Source organism: Bradyrhizobium sp. WSM4872, assembly GCF_055811715.1.
Genome location: NZ_JBVVPT010000008.1, coordinates 117,436 through 130,101 on the forward strand (window position 1 = coordinate 117,436; position 12,666 = coordinate 130,101).

Sequence of the window (12,666 nt, forward strand, 5' to 3'; positions counted from 1 at the left end):
GGGCTGTTCCGGTACGTCTGAGGCCCTGCGGCTCAGGCAAGGCCCGCATCCGGTTTGGCCGAGGGGAGACCCGTGCAGACGACGCTGCTCGGATTGGCGATTGCCTTTATCTTAGCGCTGCTGGCCGCTCTGATCGGACCTTACTTCGTCGACTGGAACCAGTTCAGGCCCCAGTTCGAAGCAGAGGCCGGCAGGATCATCGGCGTGCCGGTGCGAGTGGCGGGCGAGCTCGACGCGCGGCTGTTGCCGGCGCCGACGCTGCGGCTGCGCGGGGTCACCTTCGGCGGCAACAACGATCTCGGCCGCCTGCGCGCCGACAAGCTCGACGTCGAGTTCAGCCTGAGCTCGCTGATGCGCGGCGAATGGCGCGCCACCGAGCTTTCGGTCAACGGCATGGCGGTCGATCTCGGGCTCGATGCGCGCGGGCGGGTCGATTTGCCCTCCACCGCGAGCGGCAGCTTCAATCTGGCGTCGCTGGCGATCGAGCGGCTGAACCTCACCGGCCGCATCGCCCTGCATGATGCCGCCAGCCGTTCGACGCTGGAGCTCAACGACATCGCCTTCTCCGGCGACGTGCGCTCGCTGGCCGGCTCGGTGCGCGGCGATGGCAGTTTTGGCCTCAGCGGCGTGCGCTATCCGTTCCGCGTCTCCTCCGGCCCGAGCGCCGACGGCAACGCCACCCGCCTTCATGTCAACATCGATCCCGGCGAGCGCGCCATCCTGGCCGATCTCGAAGGCGTGCTCGCCTTCGACAATCGCCTGCCGAAATTCGAGGGCGCGCTGACGCTCGCGGTGCCCGCGCCGAAGAAGCCGGGCGAGGCAGGGCCGATGCCCTGGAAGCTCACCACCAAACTCAAGGCCGATCCGGCCGGCGCCAAGTTCGAGCAGGTCGATGCCAGCTTCGGGCCCGAAGACTCCGCGCTGAAGCTCGGCGGCGTCGGCGATATCAGGTTCGGCGCTTCGCCGCTGCTGCGTGCGGTGCTGTCGGCGCGCCAGGTCGATGCCGACAAGCTGACGGCCAAGAACGATGCAGAGCCGCAGCGCATCCTTCCGGCGCTCCGCGCAGGGCTAGCAGCAATCCCGCAGGCGCCGATCCCGGCACAGATCGAGTTCAACTCCGACCAGATCATGCTCGGCGGCCGGCCGCTCCAGAACATCACGGCCGAGCTTGCAACCGACGGACGATCCTGGACCTTCCAGCGGCTCGAACTGCGCGCGCCAGGCCAGACGCAGCTCTCGCTCAACGGCGCGACGCCCGGCGCCGACAGTTTCAGCGGCCGTCTCAGCGTCGATTCCTCCGATCCCGATACGCTAGTGGCATGGCTCCAGGGCCGCAGCGAGGTCAACCGCCGCAGCACGCGGCCGCTGCGCCTTGCCGGCGACGTGACCATCGCCGCCAACCATTTCGCCATCGACAGGCTGAAGGCCGAGATCGAGGGCGGCGCGGTCGAAGGCCGCATCGCTTTCGTCCAGACCGGCGCGAGCAAGGGCTCGCGGATCGACGCGGAGCTCAAGGCCGACCGCCTCGACCTCGATGCCGCCGCGAGTTTTGTGCGGGCGCTTTCGGGGCCGCAGGGCGAATGGCCGGAGGAAGCGAAGCTGTCGCTCGATATCGGCCGCGCGATCTCGGCAGGCCAAGAGCTGCGGCCGTTCACCGCGAAACTCGGCTACGGCCCGGCATCGCTCTCGCTGGAGCAGTTGCGGTTCGGCCAGGCCAGCGGCGTGACCACGGAAGCGAGCGGCAGCTTCGACCGCGCCAAGGCCGTTGGCAAGCTCGCGCTGAAATCCTCCGCCAACTCGCTGCGCGATCTCACCGCACTGCTCGAGCCGTTTGCGCCGTCGGTGCGCGCGCGCTTCGACGCCATCCCGTCGCTGCCAGGTGCGACCCGCCTCAAGCTCGACCTCAGCCTTGACAAGAACGCCGAGCATGCCGATCGCAACGACGCGCGTGCGGTGGTCGAGCTCGACGCGCCGCAGCTCAGGGCCACCGCGACGCTGGCCGCGCAGACGCCGGTGGCCGCCGTCAACGGCATCGACATCGAGCGCTTGCGCAACAGCGACTTCACGCTGGATTCGAAAGTCTCGACACCACAGGGAAGTGCGCTGCTGGCGTTGCTCGGGCTTGATCGCGTGGTGGCCGCAGGCGAGGGCGCTTCGCAGTTCGAAGGCCGCTTGAGCGGCGCGTGGCGCCATCAGTTGCAATTGAACGCAAAACTCAGCGGCGGCGGGCTGGACGCGGACGCACAAGGCAACGTCGAATTGTCGGAGCCGAAAGGCAGCGTGAATTTGCGCGTGCGCAACGCCAATCTGGCCCCGCTGTTCGGGACCAGCCCCGCCGATAAATCGGTGCAGAGCGTCAATCTGTCCTCGCGCGTCGGCCTCTCCGGCAACCGCCTGACCTTCAACGATCTCGACAGCACCCTGGCCGGCTCGCATCTGCGCGGTCATCTGGCGGTGACGCTCGATCAGGAGAAGACCGTCGACGGCGAAGTCGGCCTCGATTCGCTCGACCTCGTGCCGGCGCTCGCGATGGCCATCGGCGCGGCCGGACACGATGCCAATGCGCCGCTGAGTGCCGGGCTTCTCGGCGGCTGGCGCGGCCGCGTCGCCTTCCAGGCGTTGCACGGCACGTTGCCCGGCGGCATCGAGCTGCGCCCCTTCGGCGGTACGGTCCGGAGCGACGGGCAGTCGCTCGCGCTCGACGCGCTGAAGGGCGGCGTCGGCGGCGGCGAGATGTCGGCAAGCCTCGATGCGCGCAATGGCGCCAATGGTCTGACGTTGAACGCGCGTATCGAGCTCGGCAATGTCGACGCGGCGGCGCTGCGCTATCGCGACCTCGCGCTGCCGAAGGGGCGCGCCTCGGCGCAGATGGCGCTGACCAGCCAGGGGCGCAGCGTCGCGGCGCTCACCGGTGCGCTCGCCGGCAACGGCACGGTGACGCTCGAATCCGCCGAAATCTCCGGCCTCAATCCGCGCGCCTTCGAGATCGCCATCCGCGCCAGCGACGGCGGCCAGGTTTCCGACGACAACCGGCTGCGGCAGCTGGTCGAGCCCGCGCTGTCGGCGGGCCCGATTGCAGTGGCCTCGGCGCAGATCCCGTTCACGATCCGCGACGGGCGCCTGCGCGTCGGCGCAACGTCGCTAGAGGCGAAGAACGCGCGCGCCATCGTCTCCGGCGGCTACGACATCCCCGCCGACCAGGCCGACATCCGCGCCAGCCTGACGCCGATCATGACCGGGCTCTCTGGCGCGCCGCCGGAAATCCAGCTGTTCGCGGCCGGTCCCCCCGACAGGCTCAACCGCACGGTCGATGTCGGTCCGCTGTCCTCGTGGCTTGCGGTGCGCACGATCGACCGCGAGACGCGCCGGCTGGACGCCATCGAGCGCGGCGAGCCGCCGCCGGCGACCGCCGCGCTGCCGACACTGGTGTCGCCCGAACCCGCGCCGGAGCCGTCATTGCCGGATGTGCCGATGCCCGGCCGCGATCCGCGCCGTGCGCCGCCGCCGAAGACCAAGGCCGATATCAGGGTCGCGCCGACACCCAAGGCGCCGCAGGCCGCTCCCGCAGCGCCAAGCCCTCCACTGACAAGCCCGCCGCTCGCCAGCACGCAGATCGCGCCGTTGCCCCCGCCGATCGACGTCAGGCCGGCCCCGGGCCCGCCCCCCGCAAAGCCCAAGCCAAAGCCGCCGCTGGTCCTGACGCCACAGAATCCGTAGGCGATAGTCCGTCATGCCCGGGCTTGGCCCGCCTGCGCGGCCGAAGCCGCTTCGGCGAGGCGAAGGCCCGGGCATCCACGTTCTTCGTCCTAAGCGGTGAGACGTGGATGGCCGGGACAAGCCCGGCCATGACGCCGTAGAGGCATCAGTGCCCCAACCCTCTCCCGCAAGCGGGAGAGGGAGCGCAGCTTCCTCGTGACGCACCGGTAAACCCATTCCCTCGCTTTTTAACGAATTTTGCTCGGCAAAACTGATCTGCCGACTTTACCGGATTCTCGCGTTTGTTCCCTAGTCTCTGTTCCCAGAGGAACTCGGCGTCCTGCGGCACAAGCAGGATGGCTAGCCAAGAACTGGGGTCATCGGGATGAACGGCGCGACAACACTTCTGCAGGATCTGGACGACGCGATCGCACGCGGCACCGACGAAAGCCGGAACAAGGCGTTGTGGCACGCGACCGACATTCTGATCACCGGCCGCTACAGCGACGACGAGATCAGCACGTTCGGCGAAGTCATCGGCCGGCTCGCCGACGAGATCGAGGTTGCTGCGCGGGTGCAGCTCTCCGAGGTGATGGCAGCCTGCGATCACGCTCCGCTCAATGTCATTGCGCAACTCGCGACCGCCGACGAGATCGAGGTCGCCGGTCCCGTGCTTCGCGACTCCAATCGTCTCGACGAGAAGCTGCTGGTCGAGAGCGCCATGACCAAGAGCCAGTCGCATCTGCTCGCGATCGCCCAGCGCAAGTCGATCGGCGAGGCCGTCACCGACGTGCTGGTCAAGCGCGGCGACCAGGAGGTCGTGACGTCGGTTGCCAAAAACGAGGGCGCGCGCTTCTCCGGCTCGGGCCTGCTCCACATGGTTCGCCGTGCCGAGGGTGACTCGATTCTTGCCGAGCAGCTTGGCCTGCGCAAGGATGTGCCGCGCCACATTTTCCAGCAACTGATCTCGAAGGCGTCGGAAGACGTCCGCCGCCGGCTCGAGCACGAGCGCCCGGAAATGATGGCGCAGATCCAGAGCTCGGTCAGCGACGTCACCGGCGATCTGCACTCCAAGTTCGGCCCGTCCTCGCGCAGCTATTTCGTCGCCAAGCGCGTGGTGACGACGCAGTACCGGCAGGGCAACCTCAACCAGGAATCGATCTCGAACTATGCGCGCCAGCACCGCTTCGACGAGGTGCAGATCGGCCTGTCGCTGCTGTCGTCGCTGCCGGTCGACGTGATCGAGCGTGCGATGATGGACCGCAATCGCGAGATGATCCTGGTGCTGTGCAAGGCGCTCGATTTCTCCTGGGACACCACCATGTCGCTGCTGTTCCTCGGCGCCAAGGATCATCTGATCACGGCGCGCGAGCTCCACGACAACGAGCGCGATTTCGGCAAGCTCAAGATCGAGACCTCGCGTAGCGTCTTGAAGTTCTACCAGTCGCGCAAGACCGGCTCCGATCCCGTCACGGGTCGTCAGCCCGAGCTGCAGGTGCACTGAGCGGTACACCGAACAGGTACACCGAGCATCATCCGGGAATTGGCAGGGAGTATTTGCAATGTTGCCTCAATTCGGCACCGCCGTTCGCAAGAATCAAAACAAGAACCTCAACAAGGCCGCAGCCGGCGAGATCGGCGGCGGAGCAGCGGACCAGGCCTCGGTCGATGCCGCCTGGCTGGTGCTCGAAGCCGCCAACGACCTCGGTGACCACGCCGCGATCGAAGCCTGCCGCCGCGTCATCGACGCCGAGCTGAACGGCACGGCGGCCGGCAGCGCGGATGTCGATCTGGTGTTGGGGTATTTCAGGTAGGGCACCTGAGGCGTCCGCTCTATCCGCGTTACGTGGCTGTTTCCACATCGTCATTGCGAGCGCAGCGAAGCAATCCAGAATCTTCCCGCGGCGGCGGTCTGGATTGCTTCGCTGCGCTCGCAATGACGGAGAGCATGGCACCGCCGTCGCTCCTTCGATGGCACATCACTGCGCCGACAGCGACCCATCCTGCGAACTTGCGTCTCTCACCGCCGAATTCGGTAGATCACGACGTCTTCGCCGTGACGGATCGTGCTTCGCTCGAGGAGATAGTTGGACTTCTCCAGAACGCGACGCGATGCGCCATTGCCGACATAGACCAGGCCGATAAGGGACGGCAGCTCGTGGTGTAACAGTCCGATATCGGTCAGCGCGGTCGCGGTCTCGCTTGCAAGGCCACGGCCCCAGCATTCGCGCTTGAACGCGTAGGCAATCTCGATCTCGTCGATATCGTCCACCAGGATGTGCCGGATGCCCGCTCGCCCGGCGAATGCTCCGTCTTTCGTGCGCAGCACCCACAGTCCGAAGCCATACTGGTCCCAATGCGCCATATTGGCGTCGAGATAGGTCTTCGTCCTCTCCGCCGAACGGACGCCGCCGAGATATCGGGACACCTCGGCATCGAGATGCAATGCGACGAGGTCCGCGAGGTGATTTTCACGAAGCCTTTCGGCAGTCAGGTTCTCGGTGCTGAAATGATCCATGGACCCGGATAGCCACTTTCGGAGCAGGGAAAGATGACGCGCCTTCGCCGTCCCTCATGATTTCTAACACATCCTAACGGGCAATTTTGGCGGCATCCGGTCAATGTTCCCATGGAAAAGCGGCCGGCATTTCCAAATCAGCACGATTGTCGACGGAGATCGCATGACGTCCAAATCGCAAATCGAATCACCGCAACGGCCCGCGAGCGTCTCCCGCCGTGGTTTTGTGGGAGGCCTGTCGGCGGGCGTTCTAGGGGCGGTTGCGACCGAAGCGGCGGCCGCGCACACGCTGGCTGACGTCCCTGATCGCGGGCCCGGCGCCGATCTCGGTGCGCACAGCGAACGATCGCGCTTCGTCAAGATCGATCGCATTCCCGAAGCAGGACCAGGCAAGCGCAACGTCGACCCCAATGATGCCATCAACTCCAAGACGCCGCATCAGAAGCTGGTAGGCAACATCACGCCGACCGATCTGCATTACGAGCGCAGCCATTCCGGAGTGCCGGACATCGATCCCGCGCAGCACCGTCTGCTCATTCATGGCCGGGTTCAGAAGCCGCTGGTGTTCAGCGTCGATGATCTCAAGCGGATGCCGTCGGTCACGCGCGTGGTCTTCATCGAATGCACTGGAAACGGTTGGGAAAACTGGAAGAAGGCAGACCCTGATCTGACGGTGCAGAACACGCACGGCCTCGTCAGCACCAATGAGTGGACCGGCGTTCCGCTGAAGTTCCTGATTGGTCTCGCGGGCAAGGAGAAGAACTCGAACTGGATGCTCGCCGAGGGAGGCGACGGCGCGGGCGTCGACCGCAGCATTCCGCTGACCGACGAAATCGTGAACGAGGCCTTTGTCGCCTACGGTCAGAACGGCGAACCACTGCGCCCCGCGCACGGCTTTCCAATGCGGCTGGTGATGCCGGGCCTCGAGGGTAACCTCAACATCAAATGGCTGCGCCGTCTCAAGTTCGGCACTGAGCCCTGGATGACCCGCTGGGAAACGGCGCGTTACACGCAGCTGCTTGCCAACGGCAAGGCCCGCCAATTCCAGCTGAGGATGGAAACCAACTCCGTCATCACGCAACCCTCGGGCACGATGCAGATCCAGCCCGGCTACAACATTATCTCCGGTCTCGCCTGGAGCGGCCATGGCAAGATCGCCAAGGTCGAGATATCGACCGACGGCGCGAAAATCTGGAAACAGGCGCAGCTGAATCAGCCGGTGCTGTCCAAGGCACAGGTTCGATTCCAGATGGACTGGGTCTGGGACGGCAAGCCGACAACGATCGTGAGCCGCTCGACCGACGAGCAAGGCAATGTTCAGCCGGACCGGCAGTCCTTCATCGCCGCGATGGGGAGCAATGCGCTGTTCCACTACAACGCCCAGCAGACCTGGAGCATCGACGAGGCCGGGAGGGTCCGCAATGTCCTCGCATGACAATCGGCTTGTCGCAGCGGCTCTCACGCTCGGCCTGCTCGCGGCGCCCGCATTTGCATTCGATTTCGGCCGTCCCGCGACTCCGGAGGAGATTAAGCTATGGGACATCGACGTAACACCCGATGGCAAGGGGCTGCCTGTCGGCAGCGGCACGGTTGCGCAGGGTAAGCAGGTCTTCGCCGACAATTGCGCGGCCTGTCATGGCGACAACGGCGAGGGCGGGATCAAGGATCGTCTGGCCGGTGGACAGGGCACACTCGCCTCCAGCGCGCCCGTCAAGACCGTCGGCAGCTTCTGGCCGTATGCGACGACCTTGTACGACTACATTCACCGCGCGATGCCATATCCCACACCGGGTTCGCTCAGCACCGACGACACCTATGCCGTCACCGCCTACATCCTGAGTCTGAATGGCATCGTTCCCCCCGACGGCAAGGTTGATAAGGACAGCTTGCCGAAGATCAAGATGCCCAACCGCGACAGCTTCATTCCGGACCCGGAATTCGACCCGGCAAAACTATTCCGCAAGAAATGAGCGTGTGATCATGAGGGTTTCGGCGCTGGTCAAGATCCTCGCTTTGGTTGCTGCGACATGTTTATGGGAGACCCAAGCAATGGCCGTCGATGGACTGATCACGATCAGGAGCAGTTTCGGGCCTGAAGAGACGATGATGCGGCTGGAGGCCGAGGTGACGGCCAAGGGCCTCACAATATTCGCCCATGTCGATCATGCCGCGGGTGCCGCCGCTGCCGGCCTGCCGTTGCGCCCGACCAATCTCATCATCTTCGGGAACGCCAGGGGTGGTACGCCATTGATGCAGCAGTCGCAGACCAGCGGCATCGATCTGCCGCTGAAGGCGCTGATCTGGCAGGACGAGCAAGGCGCGACCTGGTTGTCGTACAATGATCCGGCGTATCTCGCCGGGCGTCACGGCATCGGCGAGCCGGCCAAGGCTGCAATTGTCGCTATGACGGCGGCCCTGCACGCGATCGCGACCAAGGTCACCGCCCGCTAGCGCAATGGGACGGCCGCGCGACGCGTGCGCCATGAGGAGAGATCCATGAACAGCACAGACGGGCAACCGGAATCACCCGCTCCCGGAGACGGCAAGATCGCCAGATGGCTGGTCATAGCGGTGTTATGCGCCTTCCTCGTCGGTGCCGGCGCGCTCGGCTATCTCGGCTGGTTCAGCACGACGACGGAGGTGCCAGCATCGGGTTATGTCGCACTGGTGCTCGGTGTCGTGTTTTCGCTGGTCGTCGGCATCGGCTTGATGGCGCTGGTGTTCTACAGCAGCCGCAAGGGTTACGACGAACCGGCCGTGCTGGTCCGGGACCCCAAGAGCGATTCGAACGAAGACGGCGTCAGCTCGGGCTCCACCACACCGAGCGAGCGCATTGAGCGAGTACGCTGAGCCGGATGCTCGTTTCGAATTCCGGGGTACCTCTTCGTCCTCTCCGCCGGGCGCACGCCGCCGAGACATCGGGACACCTCGGCTTGGAGATGCAATGCGACGAGGTCCGCGAGGTGATCCTCACGAACCCTCTCGGCGGTTAGCCTAGCCGTGCTGAAATGTTCCATTGGGAACAGATAGCCCCTTTCAAGACGAGGCGTCGAGTAACATTGACGCGGAAGAACTTGGCTGGCAGTGCTTCTTACCATTGCAAGGACGCGCTTTCGTTAGGGTGACGGTCGTCCGGCGAATGTTCCGACGCGGAGCGGCAATGGATTTCGAGCGCGACATAGCCAGGGTCAGCGGAATCGCTGCGGTCTCGACCATCCTGGACGTGGTCAGCCGGACCACCGGCATGGGGTTTACGGCCGTTGCCCGCGTCACCGAGGACAGGTGGATCACCTGTGCCTCGCGTGACGAGCTTGCGTTCGGGCTGAAACCCGGTGACGAGCTCAAGGTCGAGACCACGATCTGCCACGAGATCCGGCAGAGCCGCGAGGCGGTTGTTATCGAGAATGTCAGCGAAGACGCCGCGTACTGTACGCATCACACGCCCGTGCAATATGGCCTCCAAAGCTACATCTCCGTGCCGATCATTCTTCCCGACGGTTCATTCTTTGGAACTCTTTGCGCGATCGATCCGAAGCCGCGCAAGCTTCGGACTCCCGAGATCATCGGCATGTTCAAGCTTTTTGCGGAGCTGATCGCGTCTCACCTCGACGCGGCTGACCGTGTCGAATTGATCGAGAACAGGCTCGCGCTGGAACAACGCAATGCTGAACTGCGCGAGCAGTTCATTGCCGTGCTCGGTCACGACCTCAGAAACCCTCTCGCCTCGATCCAGGGCGGGCTGCGGCTTCTGAACAAGAAGGTCGATGACGAGGGCAAGAACTGGATCAACCTGCTGCAGGGAAGCGTGGCCCGGATGGCGGGCCTGATCGACAATGTCATGGACTTCGCCCGCGCGCGGCTCGGCGCCGGCATGCAGCTCAAGTTGAGAGAACAGCCGCTCGAGCCTGTCATCAGGCAGATTGTCGCGGAGTTCGAGAACGTGCATCCGGATCGCGTCATCGAAACGGTCGTCAACGTTCCGGGACCTATGAAAATCGACGCCGACCGCATAGGTCAGATGCTGTCCAATCTTCTCGGCAACGCGATCTCCTATGGCGCCGCCGACAAGCCGATCAGGGTGCTGGCGCAGGCGATCGGCGCTGGCTTTGATCTCAGCGTTGCCAACAAGGGCGCGCCAATTCCGGCTGATGCGATCCCGCGCCTTTTCACGGCGTTCGATCGCGGCGACGTTCTGCCGAACCAGAAAGGGCTTGGGCTCGGACTGTACATCGCCCAGGAGATCGCGCGCGCCCATGGCGGGTTGATCGTCGCTTCGTCGATGCGGGATGAAACGGTGTTCACTGCGTCGTTCCCGGCAACACAGGCCAGCGGCTGAGAAGGCGTGCCAAGCTCCGGTATCTTGCCATCACCGAGCGTCTCGCCAATTCTCTGACAATACCATCATGCGCCTGTTTTGCCCGACGGCGCAACCGGCCTTGTGTGCCGCGTTGGTCCTGGCCAGCTACGCTCAGCTGATTTTAGCACACGCGTAAGCCATTGATTTCACAACCCCCGTCTACTGTGCATGGGGTTGTTTTCGCGGTTTTTAAATTTCGAGAGGTGGCTAGCCCGCCCCGAACGCGAGCGCGACATTGTAGGTCAGAAGGCTCGCGGCATAGGCCAGCACCAGCATGTAGAAGAAGGTGACGGCCATCCAGGTCCAGCTTCCGGTCTCGCGCCGGATCACGGCGAGCGTGGATGCGCATTGCGGGGCGAAGATGTACCAGGCGAGCATCGACAGCGCAGTCGCGAGCGACCATTTCGTCGCCAGCACCTGGCCGATCTGCTCGGCCGCTTCCTTGCCGCCTTCGATCGCATAGACGGTGCCGAGTGCCGCGACCGCGACCTCGCGCGCCGCCATGCCCGGGATCAGCGCGACCGCGATCTGCCAGTTGAAGCCGACCGGCGCCAGCAGCGGCTCGAACGCCTTGCCGATGATCGCGGCCAGGCTGAAGTCGATCGCCGGTTCGGTGGCGCCCGCGGGTGGCTGCGGGAACGAGGCCAGGAACCAGATCAGCACCATCATCGAGAAGATCGTGGTGCCGGCGCGGTGCAGGAACATCTTGGCCCGCGTATAGACGCCGATCGCGATCGATTTCAGCCGCGGCATCTTGTAGTCCGGCAGCTCCAGCATGAACGGCGCCGGCGCATAGTCGCGCAGCATGAAGAACTTGATCAGGAACGAGACGGCAAGCGCGCTGATGATGCCGGCTGCGTAGAGGCCGAACATCACGAGGCCCTGGAGGTTGATGAAGCCCCAGACCTCTTTGGCCGGAATGAAGGCGGAGATGATCAGCGTGTAGACGGGAATGCGCGCCGAGCAGGTCATCAGCGGCGCGATCAGGATCGTGGTCAACCGGTCGCGCTTGTTGTCGATCACGCGCGTCGCCATGATGCCGGGGATGGCGCAGGCAAAGCTCGACAGCAGCGGAATGAAGGCGCGGCCGTGCAGGCCGGCACCGCCCATGATGCGGTCCATCAGGAACGCGGCGCGCGCCATGTAGCCGAAATCTTCCAGCAGCAGGATGAACAGGAAGATGATGATGATCTGCGGCAGGAACACGATGACGCTGCCGACGCCTGATATCACGCCGTTCTGAAGGAAGCTCTGCAGCAGGCCTGCCGGCAGGGTGGCGTGCACGAACTCGCCGAGGGAGTCGAAGCCCGAGTTGAGCAGCTCCATCAGCGGCTGCGCCCAGGCGAACACCGCCTGGAACATCACGAACAGGATAGCCGCGAGCACGATCAGCCCGCCGACGGGATGCAGCACGATCGCGTCGATCCGCGCGGTCCAGGTGTCGGGCCGGCTGGGCAGGCTGACGCAATCGGCGATGATGCGGTCGGCTTCGCGCTGGGTGGCGCGCAGATCGGCCACGCTGAGCGCCCGCCAATTGTTTTCCCCCGGCTCGGCCGCGAGCTTTGCCGAAATCTCGTCGGTCAGCGACAGCAGGTCGGCCGTGCCGCCCTTGCGGACCGCGATCGAGGTGACCACGGGCACGCCGAGCTCCTTGGCCAGCCGCGCGACGTCGACAGTGATGCCGCGGCGAGTCGCGATATCGAACATGTTGAGCACGAGGATCATCGGCCGGCCGGTGCGCTTGAGCTCGAGCAGCAGGCGGATGGTCAGGCGTAGATTGGTGGAATCGGCCACGCACAGCACGAGGTCGGGCAGGGTCTCGCCGGAAGCCTTGCCGAGCACGAAGTCGCGGGTGATCTCCTCGTCCGGGCTGCGCCCGCGCAGCGAATAGGTGCCGGGCAGGTCGACCACGGAGACCTGGCGCCCCAAAGGCGTGACGAAGAAGCCTTCCTTGCGCTCGACGGTGACGCCTGGATAGTTCGCGACCTTCTGCCGGCTGCCGGTCAGTGCATTGAACAGCGAGGTCTTGCCGCTGTTTGGCGTGCCCACCAGGGCGAGATGAAGTAGGGGCAATTCCATGGAGTTGGGGTCCGGT

Annotated in this window: 10 protein-coding genes and 1 pseudogene; 8 read left to right on the forward strand and 3 right to left on the reverse strand. The window is 64.9% G+C overall.

What is annotated here, in order from left to right; all coding sequences use genetic code 11:
* The first annotated feature begins 72 nt into the window (after positions 1-72).
* The 3 genes from AC0L3C_RS13810 to AC0L3C_RS13820 all read left to right on the forward strand — a co-directional run bounded on the left by AC0L3C_RS13810 (position 73) and on the right by AC0L3C_RS13820 (position 5,510).
* Complete coding sequence (locus AC0L3C_RS13810; protein ID WP_473408233.1) at positions 73-3,717, forward strand: AsmA family protein; 3,645 nt, start codon at positions 73-75, stop codon at positions 3,715-3,717.
* A gap of 364 nt (positions 3,718-4,081) precedes the next feature.
* A complete protein-coding gene (locus AC0L3C_RS13815) occupies positions 4,082-5,200 on the forward strand; it encodes a DUF2336 domain-containing protein (RefSeq protein WP_473279072.1) in 1,119 nt (372 codons plus the stop codon).
* 58 nt (positions 5,201-5,258) lie between these two features.
* A complete protein-coding gene (locus AC0L3C_RS13820) occupies positions 5,259-5,510 on the forward strand; it encodes a hypothetical protein (protein WP_473260589.1) in 252 nt (83 codons plus the stop codon).
* Between the two features lie 206 nt (positions 5,511-5,716).
* On the opposite strand, the gene AC0L3C_RS13825 is transcribed toward AC0L3C_RS13820, so the two are convergent.
* Positions 5,717-6,214: a GNAT family N-acetyltransferase gene (locus AC0L3C_RS13825; protein ID WP_473408234.1), complete on the reverse strand. Its 498-nt coding sequence runs from the start codon at positions 6,212-6,214 to the stop codon at positions 5,717-5,719.
* A gap of 163 nt (positions 6,215-6,377) precedes the next feature.
* Between AC0L3C_RS13825 and soxC the strand changes: the two genes are divergently transcribed.
* From soxC to AC0L3C_RS13845, 4 genes are read left to right on the forward strand one after another with little or no spacing between them, the layout of a single operon-like run.
* The gene (gene soxC / locus AC0L3C_RS13830; protein WP_473408235.1) at positions 6,378-7,649 is read left to right on the forward strand and encodes a sulfite dehydrogenase; all 1,272 of its coding nucleotides are present in this window, start codon (positions 6,378-6,380) and stop codon (positions 7,647-7,649) included.
* Complete coding sequence (locus AC0L3C_RS13835) at positions 7,636-8,184, forward strand: c-type cytochrome (protein ID WP_473408236.1); 549 nt, start codon at positions 7,636-7,638, stop codon at positions 8,182-8,184. Before soxC ends, AC0L3C_RS13835 begins: the two co-directional genes overlap by 14 nt.
* A gap of 10 nt (positions 8,185-8,194) precedes the next feature.
* A complete protein-coding gene (locus AC0L3C_RS13840; protein ID WP_473260572.1) occupies positions 8,195-8,665 on the forward strand; it encodes a DUF302 domain-containing protein in 471 nt (156 codons plus the stop codon).
* Positions 8,666-8,710: 45 nt separating this feature from the next.
* Positions 8,711-9,064: a hypothetical protein gene (locus AC0L3C_RS13845; RefSeq protein ID WP_473408237.1), complete on the forward strand. Its 354-nt coding sequence runs from the start codon at positions 8,711-8,713 to the stop codon at positions 9,062-9,064.
* Between the two features lie 26 nt (positions 9,065-9,090).
* On the opposite strand, the pseudogene AC0L3C_RS13850 reads toward AC0L3C_RS13845, so the two are convergent.
* A pseudogene (locus AC0L3C_RS13850) lies at positions 9,091-9,231 on the reverse strand (GNAT family N-acetyltransferase); the annotation flags it as partial.
* 143 nt (positions 9,232-9,374) lie between these two features.
* Between AC0L3C_RS13850 and AC0L3C_RS13855 the strand changes: the two are divergent.
* Positions 9,375-10,550 (forward strand): GAF domain-containing sensor histidine kinase, encoded by a 1,176-nt coding sequence (locus AC0L3C_RS13855; protein WP_473408238.1) that lies wholly within the window; start codon positions 9,375-9,377, stop codon positions 10,548-10,550.
* Positions 10,551-10,778: 228 nt separating this feature from the next.
* On the opposite strand, the gene feoB is transcribed toward AC0L3C_RS13855, so the two are convergent.
* The gene (feoB, locus tag AC0L3C_RS13860; protein ID WP_473408239.1) at positions 10,779-12,650 is read right to left on the reverse strand and encodes a ferrous iron transporter B; all 1,872 of its coding nucleotides are present in this window, start codon (positions 12,648-12,650) and stop codon (positions 10,779-10,781) included.
* Positions 12,651-12,666: the final 16 nt, after the last annotated feature.

Bases quoted from the DNA above. Each gene is read 5' to 3' on its own strand.
- AC0L3C_RS13815 (WP_473279072.1), top strand. From the start codon at position 4,082: ATGAACGGCGCGACAACACTTCTGCAGGATCTGGACGACGCGATCGCA.
- AC0L3C_RS13820 (WP_473260589.1), top strand. From the start codon at position 5,259: ATGTTGCCTCAATTCGGCACCGCCGTTCGCAAGAATCAAAACAAGAAC.
- AC0L3C_RS13825 (WP_473408234.1), bottom strand. From the start codon at position 6,214: ATGGATCATTTCAGCACCGAGAACCTGACTGCCGAAAGGCTTCGTGAA.
- soxC (WP_473408235.1), top strand. From the start codon at position 6,378: ATGACGTCCAAATCGCAAATCGAATCACCGCAACGGCCCGCGAGCGTC.
- AC0L3C_RS13835 (WP_473408236.1), top strand. From the start codon at position 7,636: ATGTCCTCGCATGACAATCGGCTTGTCGCAGCGGCTCTCACGCTCGGC.
- AC0L3C_RS13840 (WP_473260572.1), top strand. From the start codon at position 8,195: ATGAGGGTTTCGGCGCTGGTCAAGATCCTCGCTTTGGTTGCTGCGACA.
- AC0L3C_RS13845 (WP_473408237.1), top strand. From the start codon at position 8,711: ATGAACAGCACAGACGGGCAACCGGAATCACCCGCTCCCGGAGACGGC.
- AC0L3C_RS13855 (WP_473408238.1), top strand. From the start codon at position 9,375: ATGGATTTCGAGCGCGACATAGCCAGGGTCAGCGGAATCGCTGCGGTC.
- feoB (WP_473408239.1), bottom strand. From the start codon at position 12,650: ATGGAATTGCCCCTACTTCATCTCGCCCTGGTGGGCACGCCAAACAGC.